Annotated in this window: 17 protein-coding genes; 14 read left to right on the top strand and 3 right to left on the bottom strand. The window is 60.3% G+C overall.

The annotated features are described in order from the left end of the window. Window positions 1–282 precede the first annotated feature (282 nt). On the top strand, window positions 283–456 hold the full coding sequence (locus C3418_RS24330; protein WP_164882096.1) for a hypothetical protein: 174 nt from the start codon (window positions 283–285) through the stop codon (window positions 454–456). A 6-nt stretch (window positions 457–462) separates the two neighbouring features. Here the strand turns inward: C3418_RS24330 and C3418_RS03160 are convergent, their stop codons facing one another. Continuing rightward, entirely contained in the window at window positions 463–1,518 is a 1,056-nt protein-coding gene (locus C3418_RS03160) for a PA0069 family radical SAM protein (protein ID WP_069784628.1), read from the bottom strand. Between the two features lie 174 nt (window positions 1,519–1,692). Between C3418_RS03160 and C3418_RS03165 the strand changes: the two genes are divergently transcribed. Then, complete coding sequence (locus tag C3418_RS03165; protein WP_069784627.1) at window positions 1,693–2,283, top strand: tetratricopeptide repeat protein; 591 nt, start codon at window positions 1,693–1,695, stop codon at window positions 2,281–2,283. Between the two features lie 3 nt (window positions 2,284–2,286). Here the strand turns inward: C3418_RS03165 and C3418_RS03170 are convergent, their stop codons facing one another. Beyond that, complete coding sequence (locus C3418_RS03170; RefSeq protein ID WP_139127868.1) at window positions 2,287–2,502, bottom strand: hypothetical protein; 216 nt, start codon at window positions 2,500–2,502, stop codon at window positions 2,287–2,289. A gap of 322 nt (window positions 2,503–2,824) precedes the next feature. Here C3418_RS03170 and thrS point away from each other — a divergent pair, with 322 nt between their 5' ends. The 12 genes from thrS (at window position 2,825) to C3418_RS03230 (ending at window position 17,320) form a co-directional block, all read left to right on the top strand. Beyond that, window positions 2,825–4,753: a threonine--tRNA ligase gene (thrS, locus tag C3418_RS03175; protein WP_069784626.1), complete on the top strand. Its 1,929-nt coding sequence runs from the start codon at window positions 2,825–2,827 to the stop codon at window positions 4,751–4,753. A gap of 21 nt (window positions 4,754–4,774) precedes the next feature. After that, window positions 4,775–5,305 (top strand): translation initiation factor IF-3, encoded by a 531-nt coding sequence (gene infC / locus C3418_RS03180; protein WP_185219337.1) that lies wholly within the window; start codon window positions 4,775–4,777, stop codon window positions 5,303–5,305. A gap of 86 nt (window positions 5,306–5,391) precedes the next feature. After that, the gene (gene rpmI, locus C3418_RS03185) at window positions 5,392–5,589 is read left to right on the top strand and encodes a 50S ribosomal protein L35 (RefSeq protein ID WP_005300673.1); all 198 of its coding nucleotides are present in this window, start codon (window positions 5,392–5,394) and stop codon (window positions 5,587–5,589) included. Between the two features lie 15 nt (window positions 5,590–5,604). Further along, complete coding sequence (rplT, locus tag C3418_RS03190; protein ID WP_010674800.1) at window positions 5,605–5,961, top strand: 50S ribosomal protein L20; 357 nt, start codon at window positions 5,605–5,607, stop codon at window positions 5,959–5,961. A gap of 419 nt (window positions 5,962–6,380) precedes the next feature. After that, window positions 6,381–7,364: a phenylalanine--tRNA ligase subunit alpha gene (gene pheS / locus C3418_RS03195; RefSeq protein WP_043155490.1), complete on the top strand. Its 984-nt coding sequence runs from the start codon at window positions 6,381–6,383 to the stop codon at window positions 7,362–7,364. A gap of 12 nt (window positions 7,365–7,376) precedes the next feature. Next, entirely contained in the window at window positions 7,377–9,764 is a 2,388-nt protein-coding gene (pheT, locus tag C3418_RS03200; RefSeq protein ID WP_043155489.1) for a phenylalanine--tRNA ligase subunit beta, read from the top strand. Window positions 9,765–9,767: 3 nt separating this feature from the next. Further along, complete coding sequence (gene ihfA, locus C3418_RS03205) at window positions 9,768–10,064, top strand: integration host factor subunit alpha (RefSeq protein WP_005300715.1); 297 nt, start codon at window positions 9,768–9,770, stop codon at window positions 10,062–10,064. Between the two features lie 54 nt (window positions 10,065–10,118). Continuing rightward, window positions 10,119–14,042 (top strand): ATP-binding protein, encoded by a 3,924-nt coding sequence (locus tag C3418_RS03210; RefSeq protein ID WP_043155488.1) that lies wholly within the window; start codon window positions 10,119–10,121, stop codon window positions 14,040–14,042. A gap of 1 nt (window position 14,043) precedes the next feature. Then, entirely contained in the window at window positions 14,044–15,294 is a 1,251-nt protein-coding gene (locus tag C3418_RS03215; protein WP_069784625.1) for a response regulator, read from the top strand. Beyond that, window positions 15,295–15,909: a GNAT family N-acetyltransferase gene (locus C3418_RS03220; RefSeq protein ID WP_043155486.1), complete on the top strand. Its 615-nt coding sequence runs from the start codon at window positions 15,295–15,297 to the stop codon at window positions 15,907–15,909. Window positions 15,910–15,981: 72 nt separating this feature from the next. Continuing rightward, window positions 15,982–16,755 (top strand): Sir2 family NAD+-dependent deacetylase, encoded by a 774-nt coding sequence (gene cobB / locus C3418_RS03225; protein WP_041211443.1) that lies wholly within the window; start codon window positions 15,982–15,984, stop codon window positions 16,753–16,755. 85 nt (window positions 16,756–16,840) lie between these two features. After that, complete coding sequence (locus C3418_RS03230; protein ID WP_041211442.1) at window positions 16,841–17,320, top strand: hypothetical protein; 480 nt, start codon at window positions 16,841–16,843, stop codon at window positions 17,318–17,320. Between the two features lie 95 nt (window positions 17,321–17,415). Here C3418_RS03230 and tnpA read toward each other — a convergent pair whose 3' ends face one another. Further along, complete coding sequence (gene tnpA / locus C3418_RS03235) at window positions 17,416–17,820, bottom strand: IS200/IS605-like element ISAs26 family transposase (protein ID WP_103857935.1); 405 nt, start codon at window positions 17,818–17,820, stop codon at window positions 17,416–17,418. Window positions 17,821–17,904: the final 84 nt, after the last annotated feature.

Genomic DNA, 17,904 nt, shown 5'->3' on the forward strand with positions numbered 1-17,904 from the left:
AAAGAGCGACCTTGATGGTCGCTCTTTTTTTGTCCGCCTCACCGCAGGCTCTCCCCGTCCCTGTGCTTGCCCTGGCGCCCTCTTTTCTGCTGCCAGGCTCCGTCTGCCGTGCATGCAGCCCTGCCTGCCACGGCGTCATCTTCCTGATATGCAGGGTTGGTCCCATCGCATCAACACGATTCCTTCACTCGGCTGTCATGGCCCTGTCATGACGGCCAGCCATGCTGCCTGCGTTGAATGAGGCCACCACAGAGGCAGGCATCGCTTGCCAGGAGCACTGTTATGACGAGCTGGGTAATGTGGGAAATCTGGTGGAGCCGGATGTGGGGAGGGCAGGAGAAGGCGCGCCTTAGGGTGGATGAGGAGGAGGTGGCGCACGAGCCATCACGCCTGCCTGCGGAGCTGATTGCACAGCGCCACCCAGCGGGGAGCTGCCCGCCGAGACCACGGGGCTGACGGTGCTCAGAACAGACGCAACTGCTCGCCCGGGCGGATGAAGGCGGCTGTATTGAGTGCTATATGGCGCTTGCCCAGTTGCAGCCGCCTGCTGATCAGGCGAAAGCGCTGGGCGAGCAGGTCGGCAAACAGTCCTTCACCTCGCATGCGGCTGCCAAAGGTGGCGCTGTTGAGTGAGCCACCCCGGCTTGCCCGCAGCTGGTTGAGGATCGCCTCTTTCTGGCCGGGATAGTGCGTATCGAGCCAGTCGCAAAAGAGGGTGGTGAGCTCGTGGGGCAATCGCAGCAAGATGTAATCCGCACCGCCCGCCCCGGCGTCGACGGCGGCCTTGATGATCTGTTCCAGTTCAGGCTCGTTGAGCCTGGGGATCATGGGGGCGGCGAGCACGCCGACCGGCACACCGGCCTTGGCCAGTCGTTCGATCACCTTGATCCGCCCAACCCCCGTGCTGGCCCTGGGCTCCAACTGTCGCCTCAGCGTCTCATTGAGGGTGGTGACCGACACCATCACCTGGCATAACCCTTCTCGGGCCAGCTCGGTCAGCAGATCGAGGTCGCGCAGGATCATGGCGCTCTTGGTGATGAGCCCTACCGGATGGCGATGAGCCAGCATCACCGTCAGGAGTTCACGAGTCAGGCGATAGTGGTGCTCGATGGGTTGATAGGGATCGGTATTGGCCCCCAGCACGATGGTTTGTGGCTGATAGGCTGGTTTGGCAAACTCCCGTCGCAGCAGCTCGGCAGCATTGATTTTGGCAAACAGCTTGCGCTCGAAATCCAGCCCGGGGGAGAGCTCAAGGTAGGCGTGGCTGGGTCTGGCATAGCAGTAGATGCAGCCATGCTCGCACCCCTGATAGGGATTGATGGAGCGACCGAAGGGAAGATCCGGCGAATCGTTGTAGCTGATGATGCTGCGGGCGCTGATCTCCGTCACCTTGGTGCGGGGAGCGCTGGCGGCAAATGCCGCGTCCCAGTCGCTCTGACTCCAGCCGTCGTCAACGGTTTCGATTTGCGGGCCGCTGAAGCGGTGCTCGACATTGTGGTTCACGCCTCGTCCTGCCATCACATCACCAATATACTGTTTATATATACAGTTATTTTGCTGTGTAGCCCGTCAAACTGCAAGTTCGCAAAGAGCGACCCCATGAAAGAGGGTGAACCCGGGTGATCTCCTGCTTGATCTGTTGCTACATTTCGTTTACATAGACGAAATGCGAACCAGATCACGGAAAATGTCATGCAACCTACTATCGCCCGCTGGCTCTTCATCGCCCTCATTGCGCTGGTCATCTGGCGTCTGATCCCGCTCTCCACCGAGCAGGAGCTGGCGGCGGCCAACCGCGCCTGGCGGACAGGGCACTTTGATGAGGCGACCCGGATCTGGTCGCCGCTGGCGGAGCAGGGCCAGCCACGGGCACAGGCGCTGATGGGTTGGAGCCATGAAGTGGGGCAGGGGAGCGAGCAGGATATGGATCGCGCCATCCGACTCTATCGTCAGGCTGCGCAGGCGGGGGACGCCTTCGGCCAGTATCGGCTGGGAGAGGTCTATCTGCGCGGGGCCGGGGTGAAGCGGGATCTGCACGAGGCGTTTCACTGGATGGAGCTGGCAGCCAGGAACGGCGATGTGCCCGCCATGCTGAAGGTGGGCATCCTGCACCTGATGGGGGTCAACGGGCGGGTTGAACTGGCCGAGGCGAAGCAGTGGCTCTATCAGGCCTCGCAAAAGGGCAACAAGATGGCACTCCAGGTATTGCAGGAGATGGCGCTGGCCGAGGAGGGACGCAGCGCCTTCGATTTCAATGGCCACTCTTTTCTGAACGCCGGTTAGGGATCAACGGCTGGCGGTGACTTTGCCGGGCGTCACGTCCGTGACATAGAGGGTACTGCGCTCGGCACTGTGGACGATGCTGCATACCTCCCGCTTGCTGCCATCGCCCAGGATCACCAGCTCACCGATATGGACGGGACAGTGAGTCGTAAGAAGGTGATCCGGATGAACCAGCTTTTCTGCATGCTCCGTAAATGAAATGTCGTAGGTGTACATCATGCTCTCCTTGCTTTGGCTGACGCCTCAATCTGGTACAGGGTATGGCAGCAGAAGGGCGCCCTCGCAAGTAGGACAGGTTGACACCCGCGCTTAGGCGGTATGCAAAATCGCCAAGACAGCTTGTCTGGGTTGTCGCGTCTGATACAATCCCCCGCTGTACCTCTCAATGGATGGCCTTGCACACGCCATATGGTGTGCCACTGCCGTGTACCAACCGTATTGTGAACGGTGAAACTCGGGAGTGAACAGCTGGACATGAAAGGGTTTCTCCAACCTGCATGTGGCCTTTGGTAGGGGTCACCACTGTATAAGGAAACACCTAATGCCAATCATTACTCTGCCTGACGGCAGCCAACGTCAATTTGCCCACGCCGTTTCCGTCATGGATGTGGCCGCGGACATCGGTCCCGGTCTCGCCAAGGCGTGCATTGCCGGTCGGGTAAACGGTGAACTGGTGGATGCCTGCGAGCTGATCGAAGCCGATGCCTCCCTGGCCATCATCACCGCCAAAGACGAAGAAGGTCTGGACATTCTGCGCCACTCCTGTGCTCACCTGCTGGGTCATGCCATCAAGCAACTCTGGCCCCAGACCAAGATGGCCATCGGTCCCGTCATCGACAACGGTTTCTATTACGACATCGATCTCGACCGCACCCTGACCGACGAAGATCTGGCTGCCCTGGAAGAGCGCATGCTGGCGCTGGCCGCCAAGGATTACGACGTCATCAAGAAGAAGGTCTCCTGGCAGGAAGCGCGCGACGTGTTCGAAGCCCGTGGCGAGACCTACAAGGTCGAGATCCTGGATCAGAACATTGCCCGTGATGACCAGCCCGGTCTCTATCATCACGAAGAGTACATCGACATGTGTCGCGGCCCGCACGTGCCCAACATGCGTCATTGCCACCACTTCAAGTTGCAGAAGATGTCCGGTGCCTACTGGCGCGGCGACTCCAACAACAAGATGCTGCAGCGCATCTACGGCACCGCCTGGGCTGACAAGAAGCAGCTCAAGGCCTATTTGCAGCGTCTGGAAGAGGCCGCCAAGCGCGACCACCGCAAGATCGGCAAGCAGCTCGACCTGTACCATATGCAGGAAGAAGCGCCGGGCATGGTGTTCTGGCATAACGACGGCTGGACCATTTTCCGCGAGCTGGAAACCTTCATCCGCGGCAAGCTCAAAGAGTACGACTATCAGGAAGTGAAAGGCCCCTTCATGATGGATCGCGTGCTGTGGGAGCGTTCAGGTCACTGGGAGAAATACGCCCAGGCCATGTTCACCACCCAGTCCGAAAACCGCGAGTACGCCATCAAGCCGATGAACTGCCCGGGCCACGTGCAGATTTTCAACCAGGGTCTGAAATCCTACCGCGATCTGCCGCTGCGCATGGCCGAGTTCGGCTCCTGCCACCGCAACGAGCCGTCAGGCTCCCTGCACGGCCTGATGCGGGTTCGGGGTTTCACCCAGGATGACGCCCACATCTTCTGTACCGAAGAGCAGGTCATGGAAGAGGTGTCTGCGTGTATCCGCATGGTCTATGACGTCTACGGCACCTTCGGTTTCGAAAACATCGTGGTCAAGCTCTCGACCCGTCCGGAGCAGCGTATCGGCTCTGATGAAGCCTGGGATCGTGCCGAGGCCGCGCTGGCCGAGGCGCTGGAACTCAACGGCCTGAAGTACGACCTGCAACCGGGTGAGGGGGCATTCTACGGTCCCAAGATCGAGTTTACCCTGCACGATTGCCTTGATCGTGCCTGGCAGTGTGGTACCGTGCAGCTCGACTTTGCCCTGCCGGGCCGTCTTGGCGCCACCTATGTGGGCGAAGACAACGAGCGTCACATCCCCGTGATGATCCACCGCGCCATTCTGGGTTCGCTGGAGCGTTTCATCGGGATCCTGACCGAAGAGTACGCCGGTCTGTTCCCGACCTGGCTGGCGCCGACCCAGGCCGTGGTCATGAATATCACGGATAACCAGGCCGATTATGCTGTGAAAGTTGCCAAGGCATTGAATGATGCGGGCCTTCGCGCAAAAGCGGACTTGAGAAATGAGAAGATTGGCTTTAAAATCCGCGAGCATACTTTGAAGCGAGTACCCTTCATGCTGGTCTGCGGCGACAAAGAAGTAGAAGCCGGCAAGATTGCAGTGCGTACTCGTAAAGGGGCTGACCTGGGCTCTTATCCTGTTGAAGAGCTGATTGCTCTGTTGACCCAGGAAGTTCAGACCCGCGGACAAAAGAAAGTGGAGGAATAAGCTATAAAAGGCGGAAAAAAACTGGGCAAGCAACCGCAAGCCCGCGCTCACCGGATCAATGAAGAGATCCGTCTGAAAGAAGTTCGTCTGACTGGTCTGGATGGTGAAGCCATTGGCATCACCTCCATTCAGGATGCGCTGAACTTGGCCCTTGAGGCTGGAGTGGATCTGGTCGAGATCAGTCCGAACGCTGAGCCGCCCGTTTGCCGGATCATGGATTACGGCAAATTCCTCTACGAAAAGAGCAAGACCACCAAAGAACAGAAGAAAAAGCAGAAAGTCGTCCAGGTCAAGGAAATCAAATTCCGTCCTGGCACCGACGAAGGCGACTATCAGGTAAAACTACGCAACCTGGTTCGCTTTCTGGAAGACGGGGACAAGGCAAAGGTCACCCTGCGCTTCCGTGGTCGTGAAATGGCCCACCAGGATCTTGGTATCAAGGTTCTCGAGCGCGTCAAGAACGATCTGGAAGAGCTGGCCGTAGTCGAATCGTTCCCGAAAGTCGAAGGCCGTCAAGCTGTGATGGTCCTCGCACCCAAGAAAAAATCTTAAGGCCCACAAGAAATTGACTCATGGGGCTGGCCCCATGAGTCGGTTCGCCTTGCGATTTTGTTGTCACTCACAATGCGGAGTATGAAATGCCGAAGATGAAAACCAACCGGGGCGCGGCAAAGCGCTTCAAGAAGACTGGCTCAGGTCGCTTCAAGTGCAAGCATAACCACCTGCGTCACATCCTGACCAAGAAGAGCAGCAAGCGTAAGCGTCAGCTGGGACCGAAGTTCTTTGTTTCCGCTGCCGACCACAAACGTGTTGTCGCTTGTCTGCCGTACGCATAAGGGGGGATGTGAAAAATGCCAAGAGTTAAACGTGGTGTGACCGCTCGCGCTCGTCACAAGAAAGTAATGAAAGCCGCCAAGGGTTACTACGGCGCCCGTTCCCGTGTCTACCGCGTAGCGGTACAAGCGGTAACCAAAGCTGGTCAGTATGCCTACCGTGACCGTCGCCAGAAGAAGCGTCAGTTCCGTCAACTGTGGATTGCGCGTATCAACGCTGCAGCCCGTCAGAACGGCCTGTCCTACAGCCGTCTGATCGACGGTCTGAAGAAGGCTTCCATCGAGATCGATCGCAAGATCCTGTCCGATATCGCCGTTCACGACAAGCTGGCTTTCACCGCCCTGGTTGAAAAAGCTAAAGCAGCTCTGGTCTAATCCAGCTCTGTTATAAAAATAAAGGAGGCTCAGGCCTCCTTTTTTGTTGCTCATTTTTGAGCGTTGGCAGGTAGCATGCCACGTTCATGAATGCTTTATCCTTCCATATGCCAACAAACTAGGGAAGGTGCGAATAAGTACCCTATGAGCCAAAACTAAAAAGTTTAGCCATTTAATATCAATAATTTAGAATGGTGTGTTTTTGTGCCAAGTGACTTGTTAGCACCTTCCCTAGAACAAACAACTCTTGTCTCAATCCTGTTACATCTGGCTTGTGGCTTTCTCCATATAACAAAATGATTTGCAGGGAGAAAAGCCCGTCATAACTATGGTCAGCCAAGGGGCTTTTTTTGTATTATTCCCCTCTTGACCTTATTTAGCCTAAAGGCTCCTGTTCCGGGAGTGGTGACGAGGAAGACATGCAACAGCTTGAAGAAGTAGTCGGCCAGGCCAAGGCCGAAATTGAGGGCGTAAGCGACATCGCCGCCCTTGACGAAATCCGGGTCAAATATCTGGGTAAAAAGGGCTTTTTTACCGAGCAGATGAAGGGACTGGGCGCCCTGTCCGCTGAAGAGCGTCCCGCAGCGGGCGCCGTGATCAACCAGGCCAAACAGCAGGTTCAGGATGCCCTGAACGCGCGTCGTGAAGCCCTCGAAATCGCCGTGCTGAACCAGAAGCTGGCCGCCGAGACCATCGACGTCAGCCTGCCGGGCCGCCGCATCGAGAATGGTGGTCTGCACCCGGTGACCCGTACCATCGAGCGCATCGAGCGCCTGTTTGGCGAGATGGGCTTCAAGGTTGCCCGTGGTCCCGAGATTGAAGATGGCTTCCACAACTTCGATGCGCTGAATATCCCGGCTCACCACCCGGCGCGTACCGATCACGACACCTTCTACTTCAATCCTGATCTGATGCTGCGTACCCACACCTCGGGCGTGCAGATCCGCACCATGGAACATCAGCAGCCGCCGATCCGCATCATCGCGCCGGGCCGTGTCTATCGTAACGACTACGACATGACCCACACCCCGATGTTCCACCAGGTCGAAGGCCTGCTGGTTGACGAACATGCCAGCTTTACCGAGCTGAAAGGCATCCTGCACGACTTCCTGCGCAACTACTTCGAGGAAGACTTGACGATTCGCTTCCGTCCTTCCTATTTCCCGTTCACCGAGCCGAGCGCCGAAGTGGACGTGATGGGCAAGAACGGCAAGTGGCTGGAAGTGCTGGGCTGCGGCATGGTGCACCCGAACGTGCTGCGTTCGGTCGGCATCGATCCGGAAAAATACTCCGGTTTTGCCTTCGGCATGGGCGTTGAGCGCCTGACCATGCTGCGTTACGGGGTCAACGACCTACGTGCCTTCTTCGAAAACGACCTGCGCTTCCTCAAGCAGTTCAAGTAAGGGCGAGAGAACATGAAATTCAGTAAATCCTGGGTGATGGAGTGGGTCCGCACCGAGTTGAGTGACAATGCACTGGCCGAGCAGATCACCATGGCCGGTCTGGAAGTGGACGCCGTGGAAGCGGTGGCCGGCCAGTTCAACAATGTGGTGGTGGGTGAAGTGGTCGAGTGCGCCCAGCACCCGGACGCCGACAAGCTGCGGGTGACCAAGGTCAACGTGGGCGAAGAAGAGCTGCTGGACATCGTCTGCGGTGCGCCGAACTGCCGCGCCGGCCTCAAAGTGTGCGTGGCCAAGGTCGGGGCGACCCTGCCGGGTGATTTCACCATCAAGAAAGCCAAGCTGCGCGGCCAGCCGTCCCACGGCATGCTCTGCTCCTTCAGCGAGCTGGGCATCGACGTCGAAGCCGATGGCATCATCGAGCTGCCGCTGGATGCCCCCATCGGGACCGATATCCGTGAATACCTCGTGCTCAACGACGTCAGCATCGATGTGGATCTGACCCCGAACCGTGCCGATTGCCTCGGCATCGCGGGCCTGGCCCGTGAAATCGGCGTGCTCAACAGCGTGGACGTGGTCGAGCCGACTTGGGCGCCAGCTGTTGCCACTATCGATGCTACCTTCCCGATCCGGGTTGAAGCGCCGGCAGATTGCCCCCGTTATCTCGGCCGCGTCATCAAGGGGCTGAACCTGCACGCCCAGAGCCCGCTCTGGATGCAGGAAAAGCTGCGCCGTGGCGGTATTCGTTCCATCGACGCTATTGTCGACATCACCAACTACCTGCTGCTGGAATACGGCCAGCCGATGCACGCCTTCGACCTAGCGACGCTTGAAGGGGAACTGGTGGTGCGCCGCGCCCGTGCCGACGAGCCCATGACCCTGCTCGATGGCAACGAGGTGAAGCTCAAAGAGACCACACTCGTGATTGCCGACGCCAAAGGCCCTGCCTGCATGGCCGGTATCTTCGGCGGTGATCGCACCGGTGTCTCCGAGACCACTACCGACATCCTGCTGGAGTGCGCCTTCTTCGCGCCGCTCTCCATCACCGGCCGTGCCCGTACCTACGGTCTGCACACCGACTCATCCCACCGCTTCGAGCGCGGGGTGGATCCCGAGCTGCAAGCCAAGGTGATGGATCGTGCCACCCGTTTGCTGCTGGACATCTGCGGCGGTGAAGCGGGTCCGGTCATCGAAGTCAAATCCGATGCCCATCTGCCGAAGGCTGCCCCCATCAAGCTGCGCCGCACCAAGCTCGACAAGGTGATCGGCATCAGCGTGGCGGATGCGCAGGTGGTCGAAATTCTGACTCGTCTGGGCATGCAGGTAACCGTGGATACTGACGGCTGGACCGCACTGGCCCCCTCCTGGCGTTTCGACATCGCCATCGAGGAAGACCTCATCGAGGAAGTGGCCCGCATCTACGGCTACAACAACATCCCGAACCTCAAACCCGCCGCATCCCTCGCGATGGTAGAGCAGGCAGAAGGGCAGGTGACCCTTAAGCGTGTGCGCGACCTGCTGGTTGACCGCGGTTTCCAGGAAGCGATCACCTATAGCTTCGTCGATCCCAAGGCTCAGCAAACCCTGTTCCCGCAGAGCGATGCCATCGTGCTGCCAAACCCGATCTCCGTCGAGATGTCCGCCATGCGCGTCTCTCTGTTCCCGGGTCTGGTGCAGGCGGTGGTCTACAACCAGAATCGTCAGCAGCCGCGCGTTCGCCTGTTCGAGCAGGGCCTGCGTTTCATCAAGGACGAGAATGCCGAGAACGGCATCCGTCAGGAGTCCATGCTGGCCGGCATCATCACCGGCAACCAGGGGGACGAGCACTGGGATGCCAAGGCCCGTCCCGTCGACTTCTTCGATCTGAAGGGTGACCTGGAAGCGGTGCTGGATCTGACTGCAGAAGGGGCTACCTTCACCTTCGAGCGTGCCGAGCACAGTGCCCTGCACCCGGGCCAGAGCGCAGCCATTCTGCGCAATGACGTCGTGATCGGCCACATCGGCGTGATCCATCCGAGCCTCGAGAAGAAGCTGGGGCTCAAGAGCCGCGCTGTCATGTTCGAGCTGGAGCTGGACAAACTGACGCCGGCCAAGGTGCCGGTTGCTGCCGAAGTATCCAAGTTCCCGGCCAACCGTCGCGACATCGCCGTGGTGGTTGACAGACAGATCCTGGCAGGCGACGTTCTGGCAGTAATTAAAAAAGTTGGCGGAAATCAGTTAGTTGGAATAAACTTGTTCGACGTATACCAGGGCGCTGGTATGGCAGAGGACAAGAAGAGCCTGGCCATCAGCCTGGTGTTGCAAGACACCCAGCGCACCCTGGAGGAGAAAGAGATCGCCGAGACCGTGGACAATGTCGTGCGGGCCCTCGGTGAAGAGTTGAATGCATCCTTGAGGGATTGATCTATGGCGCTTACCAAAGCCGACATTGCAGAGCACCTGTTCACCCAGCTCGGGATGAGCAAGCGTGAAGCCAAAGATATGGTGGAAGCCTTCTTTGAGGAGATCAGACAGGCGCTCGAGCGTGGCGAACAGGTCAAGATTTCCGGCTTCGGTAACTTCGATCTTCGCGAGAAGAACCAGCGTCCCGGACGCAACCCCAAGACGGGGGAGGATATTCCCATCAGCGCCCGTCGCGTGGTGACCTTCCGGCCCGGCCAGAAGCTCAAGGCCAGGGTAGAAAATGTTGAACCCAACGAGTGACAAAAAGCCAGGCAATCGCCTGGCTTTTCCATTCCGATGATAAAAATCCTTCTGTTGTCCGGCGCGCTGCTGGCCTTGCCACTGCGTGCCGCCATACTCCCGCTGTCACCGGGTGCCCAGGCTTATGCCGATTCGCTCACCGGACTGACCTTCTGTTACCCGGCCCTGCAACGTCCTCCCTATCTGGAGGCGGAGGGGGGCCTGCTTATCGATCGCATGACGCGGTTGGCAGAGCTGTTGCCGGTACCGGTGCATGTCGAGAAGCGGCCGAGCTGGGCAGCCATGACGCAGGATCTGCTGAACGGGCGCTGCGATCTCATTCCTCACGTCGGGCCTGCCCGGTCGAACTCGAGCGATACCGTCTTGAGCCGGGCCATGATGGAGGCGGAGTCCGCCATCCTCTATCGGGGTGAGCTCGATCAGGCGCAGTTTCTGGTGTCACCTATCTGGCAGGCCCAGGAGATCCTGAAGCGTCTCTATCCTGGTTCATCCCAGCAACAGCTGACCGATGCCGAGAACTGGTATGGTGCCCTGGTGGCCGGCAAGGGCAGCGCCTATCTCGGCGATTATCTGCAACTGCGCTACCTGATGCGGGAATTCCCGGATGAAGGGCTGCGCCTTCGCCGTCTTCGCAGCGATGATCTGGTCATCAGTTACCGGCTGATGATGCGCAACCAGCCCGAGTTGCTGGAGCTGGTGGATACGGCCATCCGCTATTTGCCGCCGGGCAGTCTCTACCGGGATCTGGGCAAGTATCTGCCTCAGGGTGAGCAGGATGTGAATCCTCTGCATTTTACCGACAAGGAGCAGGCCTGGCTGGTCGGCAAGGCCCACACCATCAAGATGGTGGCGGATCCCGGCTTCATGCCATACAGCGGTGTCAACCAGCAGGGAGAGCTCATTGGCTGGAGTGCGGATGTCTTGCGGGAAGTGAGTCGGCAGACAGGGCTGCGCTTCGAGCTGGTACCCGCCGCCAGCCGGGAGGAGGCGTTGGCATTGCTGCGCAGTGGCGATGCCGCCATGATGGTCGGGCTGATGGAGTCCGCCGCCCTGAACAAGGAGTTCGACTTCACCCGGATGGTGGCGACCAGCCGCTATGCTCTGGTCAGTCGCAGCAAGAGGGGACCTGCCTCCCTCGCGGACGTCAGTGGCAAGGTGGTGGTCCCGAGAATGCTCTATGATCCCGGCCTGCTTGCCCGGTTCGGCCAGCATGAGTGGGAGGTGACCGACAACCTGCTGCAGGGATTGGCGGCGGTGCGGCATGGGGATGCCCAGGCCATGCTGGCGGAGTTGTACCAGCTCCAATATCCCATTCGAAACAACCAGTTGAGCGAGCTGACCATCACCGAATTGCCGGAGCGTTTCGGCCTCGGTTTTGCCATCCGGCCGGAACAGACCAGCCTGGCAGGGGTGCTGGATCAGAGCCTGATGACCCTCAATGATCAGCAGGTGGACGAGCTGGTGCAACGCTGGCGTCGCCTGGTGGTCAACCAGCAGGAAGGGGTCAGCTACGGTTTCTGGCTTGGCTCCGTGTTGCTGGCACTGCTGATCAGCATGGCGGTGATCTGGTCAGTCTGGCGTTCCCGCCAGCAACTGGCCCAGGAGGCCCGCGAGCGTCACAAGGTAGAGCAGGCGCTGGCGCTGGAAAGCAAGTTCAGGGAGTCTCTCTTCCAGGCGCTCCCCGTGCCCGTGTTCTTGCGCAATGACAAAGGGGAGGTGATCAAGCGCAACAAGCGGGCCAAGCGCATGGAGGCGCGCTACGCCGCCGATCTGGTGCTGCCCGCGCCACAGTTGCAGGGCGCCGAAGGGGAGCTGGCGCTGCACGAGCAGGTCTACTCCTATGCCCAGCTCCCCTTGCGACTGGGCCCCCAGGCACCGGCAGGGGATCTTATCGCCCTCTCCGACATCAGCGCCCTGCGCGAGCGTACCCGCCTGCTGCGTCAGGCAGAGCGGCGCCTGCGCGCCCTCACCAATACGGTGCCCGGTGTGGTGCTGCAATTCACCCTGCTGGGGGGAGCCATCACCCGGGTGGAGTTTGTGAGCCGGGGCAGTCACGAACTGCTGGGGCTGGCGAGCCAGCAGATCCGGGTCAATCCCAACGAGACCCTGACTCGCATCTCCCACCAGGACAGGCGCGAGATGCGAGCCCCCATGCTGGCCATGCTGCAAGCCGGGCGACCTTTCTCCCATCTGCTGCGCTATCAGCACCCCGCCAAGGGAACTCGCTGGCTGCAATTTTCCGGCAGGGGGCGCCGTCAGGGGGAGGGGTGGCGGATCTACGGGGTGGTGCAGGATGTGACGGCCAGGGTGGAGCAGGAGCACTCCCTGCAGCTTTCCCACGAGCAGGCCCAGCAGGCCGTGCTTGCCAAGGGACGCTTCCTGGCCGCCGTGAGCCACGAGATCCGCACCCCCATGAACGCCATGCTCGGCTTGCTGGAGTGGCTCGAGCAGACCGGACTCAATGCAGAGCAGGCCTCGGCTCTGGCCCATGTCAGACAGGCGGGCAATGAACTGCTCGGACTGCTCAACGATGTGCTCGACTTCAGCCGCAACGAGACGCGTCAGTTGCGCCTCTCCGTACAGCCCACGGATCTGGTGGAGCTGTGCGAGCACGTGGCGGCGGTGCACTGGTCCAAGGCGCGATCCCGCCATCTGCAACTGCGCCTGGCGCTCGACCCGGCGCTGCCCGCCTTGATGGAACTCGATCCCCACCGGGTGCAACAGGTGCTGCACAACCTGCTCTCCAACGCCATCAAGTTCAGCGAGCGGGGAGAGGTGGTGCTCTGGGCCCGGCGACAAGGGGAGTGGATTGTGTGCGGGGTAGACGACGAGGGGCCCGGGATCAGTGCCGAGCTGTTGCCCCGGTTGTTCCTGCCCTTCGAACAAGGGGAGGAGCCTGGCCAGCCCAGAGCCCAGGGAACCGGGCTTGGGCTAGCCATCTGCCGCCAGTTGATGGAGCAGATGGGGGGCGAGATCCGGGTCGAGCCTCTGGCTCGCGGGGGTAGCCGTTTCCTCTGCTCGTTGCCCCTCAGGCATGCGCAGGAGAAGGCGCCCTGGCAACCGCGCGTCAAGACGGTCTCCCTGCAACTGTTGCCCGAGGAGCTCGAATATATGCGGGCCTGGCTCGCAGAGTTTGGCGTGGCCGAGGATCCGGCGGCACCTTGCCTTGGGGCCATGCAGGACGATGGGGGCTTGCGCGCCTGGTACTGGCAGGGGGAACCCTGGATCCCGGGCTCCGTGGTCAGCCTGCTGCAGCCTAGACTCGTCCGTGGCGCCGAGGAGATCACGGACCTGCCGGGGGCAGGCAGGCGGGTGCTGCTGGTGGAAGATTACGAGGTGAACAGAATGCTGATCAGCATGCAGCTGGGTCAGCTGGGGGCCCGGGTATTGAGCGCGGCCAATGGCCGTCTGGCACTGGAGATCCTGCAATCGGAGTCGGTGGATCTGGTGCTGACGGATCTGCAGATGCCGGTGATGGACGGCGCCGAGCTCTGCAGGCAATTGCACGCCGATGAACGCTGGCAGCATCTACCCGTCTACGTGATCACCGCGGATCTTAGCGAGCCGGCGGCGCAGCGACTGGCGGAATGCGGCTGTCAGGGCCATCTGGACAAACCCGTCTTGCTCAGGGATCTGGCCGTATTGCTTCGTACCGTCTTTGGCCCCCATGAAGGGGGGAAGGCACCGCAGCCAACGGCAGCCCTTTCCCTGCCCGTCTCCCTCAGCCCGGCCCTCATTGACATCTATCTGGCATCGGTTCACCAGGATCTGGCCGACATTGAGCGGTGTGTCACACAAGGGGACGAGAAGGCCCTCAATACGGCTTTACACAAGATGAAGGGGGCCGCCAAAATGGTGGGGGCTACCCCCCTGGTAGAGGTGATCGACCGTTGGCAGGAGGCCCCCGGACATCCCCTTGCAGCCGCCTTGAGGCAGAGCGTGGAAGAGGTCTGCCGACAACTGGGCGAGAGAGCATGACATGATCATCACAGATGAAGAGTTGATGGCCTTGCTGGAGTCTGATGACAGCCAGGAGCCAACGTTTTACCCGGTCAGCGTCTATGCCCTGGACGCTGTCTCCCATCAGGCGGTCAAGGGGGCGGGCCTGCCGGCCTATGCCAATCTGCACCGCACCCGACCCGATGCCGGCTGGCAATGGGAAGGGCTGTTTGCCGCCGGGGCCATCGCCCTGTTTGATCCTGCCTCTCATCAGGGGGCCGACTATCTGCCTCATCTGTTGGCTCCCGGGGCGGGGATCTATCGCCTCAGCGATCCCTGGCTCGAGGGGTTGCAGGCACGGGAGCAGGGGTGGCGTGCCTGGCTCGCCCAGTGCCAGATCCTGCTGCTCGAAGATCACCCCTTCCAAGGAGCCTGTATTCAGCAGGAGATCCAGGGACTGGGGTTGCCCTGCCACTGGGTTCAGGATGGCGCAGGGTGCCTCAAGGCGCTGGAAGAGGGGGGCGTGAGATTGCTTATCTGTGATCTCAGCCTGGCGGAGCAGGATGCCATCAGCCTGCTGATGAGCCATCCCCAGTATCGCCACAGCGGTCTGCCCATCATCCTGCTCTCCGCTCATGATCAGACCCTGATAGACGGCGCCCGGCGTCTCCTGCACGATGCGGGTTTCAACGTGCTGGCCGCCCTGGCCAAGCCGCTGCAAAGCGACGATCTGCTGCGTCTGCTCAAGATGCTCTATCTTGGCCCCCAGCGTCAGCGCAGGCTGGGCGGGCTCAAGCGCACCGTGCGTAGCTGGCAGGGAGAGGCGAGAGGACAGCTTGGGCTGCTGGCAGATGCGGCCTCCTGCACGCTGCCGATCTGGCTGAGCCTGAGCGGTCTTTCCCCTCACTGGGAGCCGCTCAAGCTCTGGCTCGAGCAGCATGGACGAGAAGCAAGCGAACTCACCCTGGTCATCCACCGACGGGATCACCTGCTGAGCCAGGCGGACCGTTTCGCCCTGGTGCTGCAGGCGAGCCTCGCGGGGGCCAGACTCGCGCTGCTGCTCGATCATGCCCAGCACCTGCCGTTTGATCTCATCGAGCGTCTGCCGTTGCAATCCTTGCTGCTCGGGCAACACCTGCTGCCCGAACTGGAGGCGATGGCTGCCGACTCCTTGCTGGCCCGCTTCATCCAGCGCTCCCGGGAGCTTGGCATCGCGCTCTACCTCGACGACCCCTTCAACCTGCAGGATGCCGCCCAGTGGCAGGATCGCGGCGTGGCAGGGCGCTGGTAAATGGCTCGCTATCTTTGCTGGCCGCTCGATGAGCCGCGCTTGTGGCAGGGAATGTCGGGTTGGACGGCTCCCGCCTCACGGGCCGCCCTGCCGATGACGATGGTGGTGGGGGGGTTGACTTGCCGCTTGCAGGAGCTGGCGGGCAGCGACCCGAAGCGAATAAGCGCGGCTTATGACGCCCTGAGCGAGCAGAGCGTCTATTTGCGCTTCATGCGGGCCAAGCAGCCTGCGACGGCCGAGCAGCTCGCCTTCTTTCTCGACTACCCCAGAGAACCCCAGATAGGATTGCTGCTGACCGACGAGCAGGGGGCGCCGCTTGCCATGGCCCAGTCCGTTCGCCGGCGCCTGCACCCGGACAGGGCCGAGTTCTCCTGCATCGTCGCGGATCATTTTCAGCATCGCGGCGCCGGGCGTCGCATCCTGCTGGCGCTTGCGCGGCTGGCATACGGGGAGGGGATCCGGGAGTGGACGGCGGAAGTGCTCGGCCAGAATCGCCCCATGCTGGCTCTGCTCAAGGGGCTCGGGTTGCCACTTACCCTGGTGACAGGACAGGAGATGGTCTTTGCCAGGCTGGATCTCGCGCCCATGGCGAGCTTTGTGTTCCCATCGGCCTAAGACCAAGGGCGAATGGGCCGCCTCTTGCTCCTGTGCTAAGGTCAGCCTGTTACCCGTTGGAGGAGAACAACCATGGTGCAGTCAGCCAAACATATCGTGATCCTCACCGGTGCCGGCATCTCGGCCGAATCCGGTATCAAGACCTTCCGGGCCTGTGATGGCCTGTGGGAAGAGCACATGGTGGAGGACGTGGCCACCCCTGAAGGCTATGCGCGGGATCCCGAACTGGTACAACGTTTCTACAATGCACGGCGCCATCAGTTGCAGCGCGCCGAGATCCACCCCAATCCGGCCCACTATGCATTGGCCCGTCTGGAGCGCCTGCTGCCGGGGCGCGTCACCTTGGTCACCCAGAACATCGACAACCTGCACGAGAGTGCCGGCAGCAAGAACCTCATCCACATGCACGGCGAGTTGCTCAAGGCCCGCTGCCCGGGCTCTGGTCAGGTGATCGAGTGGCGCGGGGATCTCCATCAGGAAGAGCTGTGTTCCTGCTGCCAGTTTCCCCACCCGCTGCGCCCCCATGTGGTCTGGTTCGGGGAGATGCCCCTCGGACTTGACCGCATCTACTCGGCCCTGGCTCAGTGCGATCTCTTCATCTCCATCGGGACCTCCGGGGCGGTCTACCCTGCCGCCGGATTCGTCCATGAGGCCGGCCTGAACGGTGCCCATACGGTGGAGCTCAATCTGGAGCCGAGCGAAGTGGGCAGCCAGTTTGATGAAAAACGTTATGGTCCGGCTTCCTTGCTGGTGCCCGCTTTTGTGGATGAACTCCTGCAAAGTTGCGGAGTGCATCAGCCTCTCTCCGTCGAGGGCCATAACTGGATGGAGATGCGGGGCCCCTAATTATTGATTTTTCACACAGTTGCATTGACCCACTGAAATCGCCACACTGGCTCCTAACTTCAAGATGCAGTTGGCACAACATGTCATGAACTTTCCAACGCGCGGGATGGCCTCGCTCCTGCTGGTGCTTTTCTCGTTCGGTACCCAGGCTTCCTCCTCTTCGCTATTGCAACTGATCCTGCCGGACAAGCGGGAAATCACCCTGGATGAGGCGGCGTTGGCAGCCTTGCCACAAGTAGAGTTCGAGACGGCGACGCCCTGGACCCTCGGCACTCACCGCTATCGTGGACCGACCCTGAAGAGCGTGCTGGCGCAGCAGCAGGTGGATAGTGCCAGCGCCATCGATGTTGCCGCACTCAATGGCTACCAGCAGCGGGTCGATCTCTCCCTGTTTGCCAAGGTGCCGCTGACCCTGGTGCGTTACCAGGATGACAAACCGCTCACCCGTCGCAATAAAGGGCCGCTCTGGCTGCTGGTCCCCCTCTCGGCCCATCCCGACATGGATGTGTCCGCCATCCACAACAACATGGTCTGGCAGGTGATCCGCATCGAGGTTGTCCCGTGACGCGACGACAGCGAGATAACCTGCTGCTTGCAGCCATCTTAAATGCGAAAGGGGACTCCCTCCGACGTAGGTGGGAGGGGAATTTCGCCGGGGCGTCAGCCCCGCTGGTTTTGAATGTATTGCTTGATCACCTCCAACGGTGCTCCGCCGCAAGAGCCCGCAAAGTAAGAGCGTGACCAGAGTACGGGTTTGCTGTAAGCACCTCTCAAGTCCAGAAATTCATTACGCAGTCGCCTTGATGTGACCGCCTTTAACGAGTTCACCAGTACCGATAGCTGCACCGTTGGCGCGTACTCTATCAGCATGTGAACATGATCAGCCTCTCCGTCACACTCTTTCAGTTCCGCACCAAAATCTCTGCAAACCTCTGCCGCACACTGATCGAAGGAAGCGTGATGCAGATCCCCCAATATCGGCTTTCGATACTTGGTGATAAACACCAAATGTACGTGCAAAACGTAGGCCGCATGGCGTGATTTATTAATTTTAGTGAATTGCATTCTGTCACTCAATCGGGCTTAATAGATATGGCAATAATGCTACACACTGAGCGCTAAATGCAAATTCTGAAAGCCTACAAATTC

The organism is Aeromonas sp. ASNIH8, from assembly GCF_002919855.1.
Lineage (GTDB): Bacteria > Pseudomonadota > Gammaproteobacteria > Enterobacterales > Aeromonadaceae > Aeromonas > Aeromonas caviae.

Bases quoted from the DNA above. Each gene is read 5' to 3' on its own strand.
- pheS (WP_043155490.1), top strand. From the start codon at position 6,381: ATGCAACAGCTTGAAGAAGTAGTCGGCCAGGCCAAGGCCGAAATTGAG.
- cobB (WP_041211443.1), top strand. From the start codon at position 15,982: ATGGTGCAGTCAGCCAAACATATCGTGATCCTCACCGGTGCCGGCATC.
- C3418_RS24330 (WP_164882096.1), top strand. From the start codon at position 283: ATGACGAGCTGGGTAATGTGGGAAATCTGGTGGAGCCGGATGTGGGGA.
- C3418_RS03220 (WP_043155486.1), top strand. From the start codon at position 15,295: ATGGCTCGCTATCTTTGCTGGCCGCTCGATGAGCCGCGCTTGTGGCAG.
- rplT (WP_010674800.1), top strand. From the start codon at position 5,605: ATGCCAAGAGTTAAACGTGGTGTGACCGCTCGCGCTCGTCACAAGAAA.
- rpmI (WP_005300673.1), top strand. From the start codon at position 5,392: ATGCCGAAGATGAAAACCAACCGGGGCGCGGCAAAGCGCTTCAAGAAG.
- C3418_RS03230 (WP_041211442.1), top strand. From the start codon at position 16,841: ATGAACTTTCCAACGCGCGGGATGGCCTCGCTCCTGCTGGTGCTTTTC.
- C3418_RS03160 (WP_069784628.1), bottom strand. From the start codon at position 1,518: ATGGCAGGACGAGGCGTGAACCACAATGTCGAGCACCGCTTCAGCGGC.
- thrS (WP_069784626.1), top strand. From the start codon at position 2,825: ATGCCAATCATTACTCTGCCTGACGGCAGCCAACGTCAATTTGCCCAC.
- pheT (WP_043155489.1), top strand. From the start codon at position 7,377: ATGAAATTCAGTAAATCCTGGGTGATGGAGTGGGTCCGCACCGAGTTG.
- C3418_RS03170 (WP_139127868.1), bottom strand. From the start codon at position 2,502: ATGATGTACACCTACGACATTTCATTTACGGAGCATGCAGAAAAGCTG.
- ihfA (WP_005300715.1), top strand. From the start codon at position 9,768: ATGGCGCTTACCAAAGCCGACATTGCAGAGCACCTGTTCACCCAGCTC.
- C3418_RS03165 (WP_069784627.1), top strand. From the start codon at position 1,693: ATGCAACCTACTATCGCCCGCTGGCTCTTCATCGCCCTCATTGCGCTG.
- C3418_RS03215 (WP_069784625.1), top strand. From the start codon at position 14,044: ATGATCATCACAGATGAAGAGTTGATGGCCTTGCTGGAGTCTGATGAC.
- tnpA (WP_103857935.1), bottom strand. From the start codon at position 17,820: ATGCAATTCACTAAAATTAATAAATCACGCCATGCGGCCTACGTTTTG.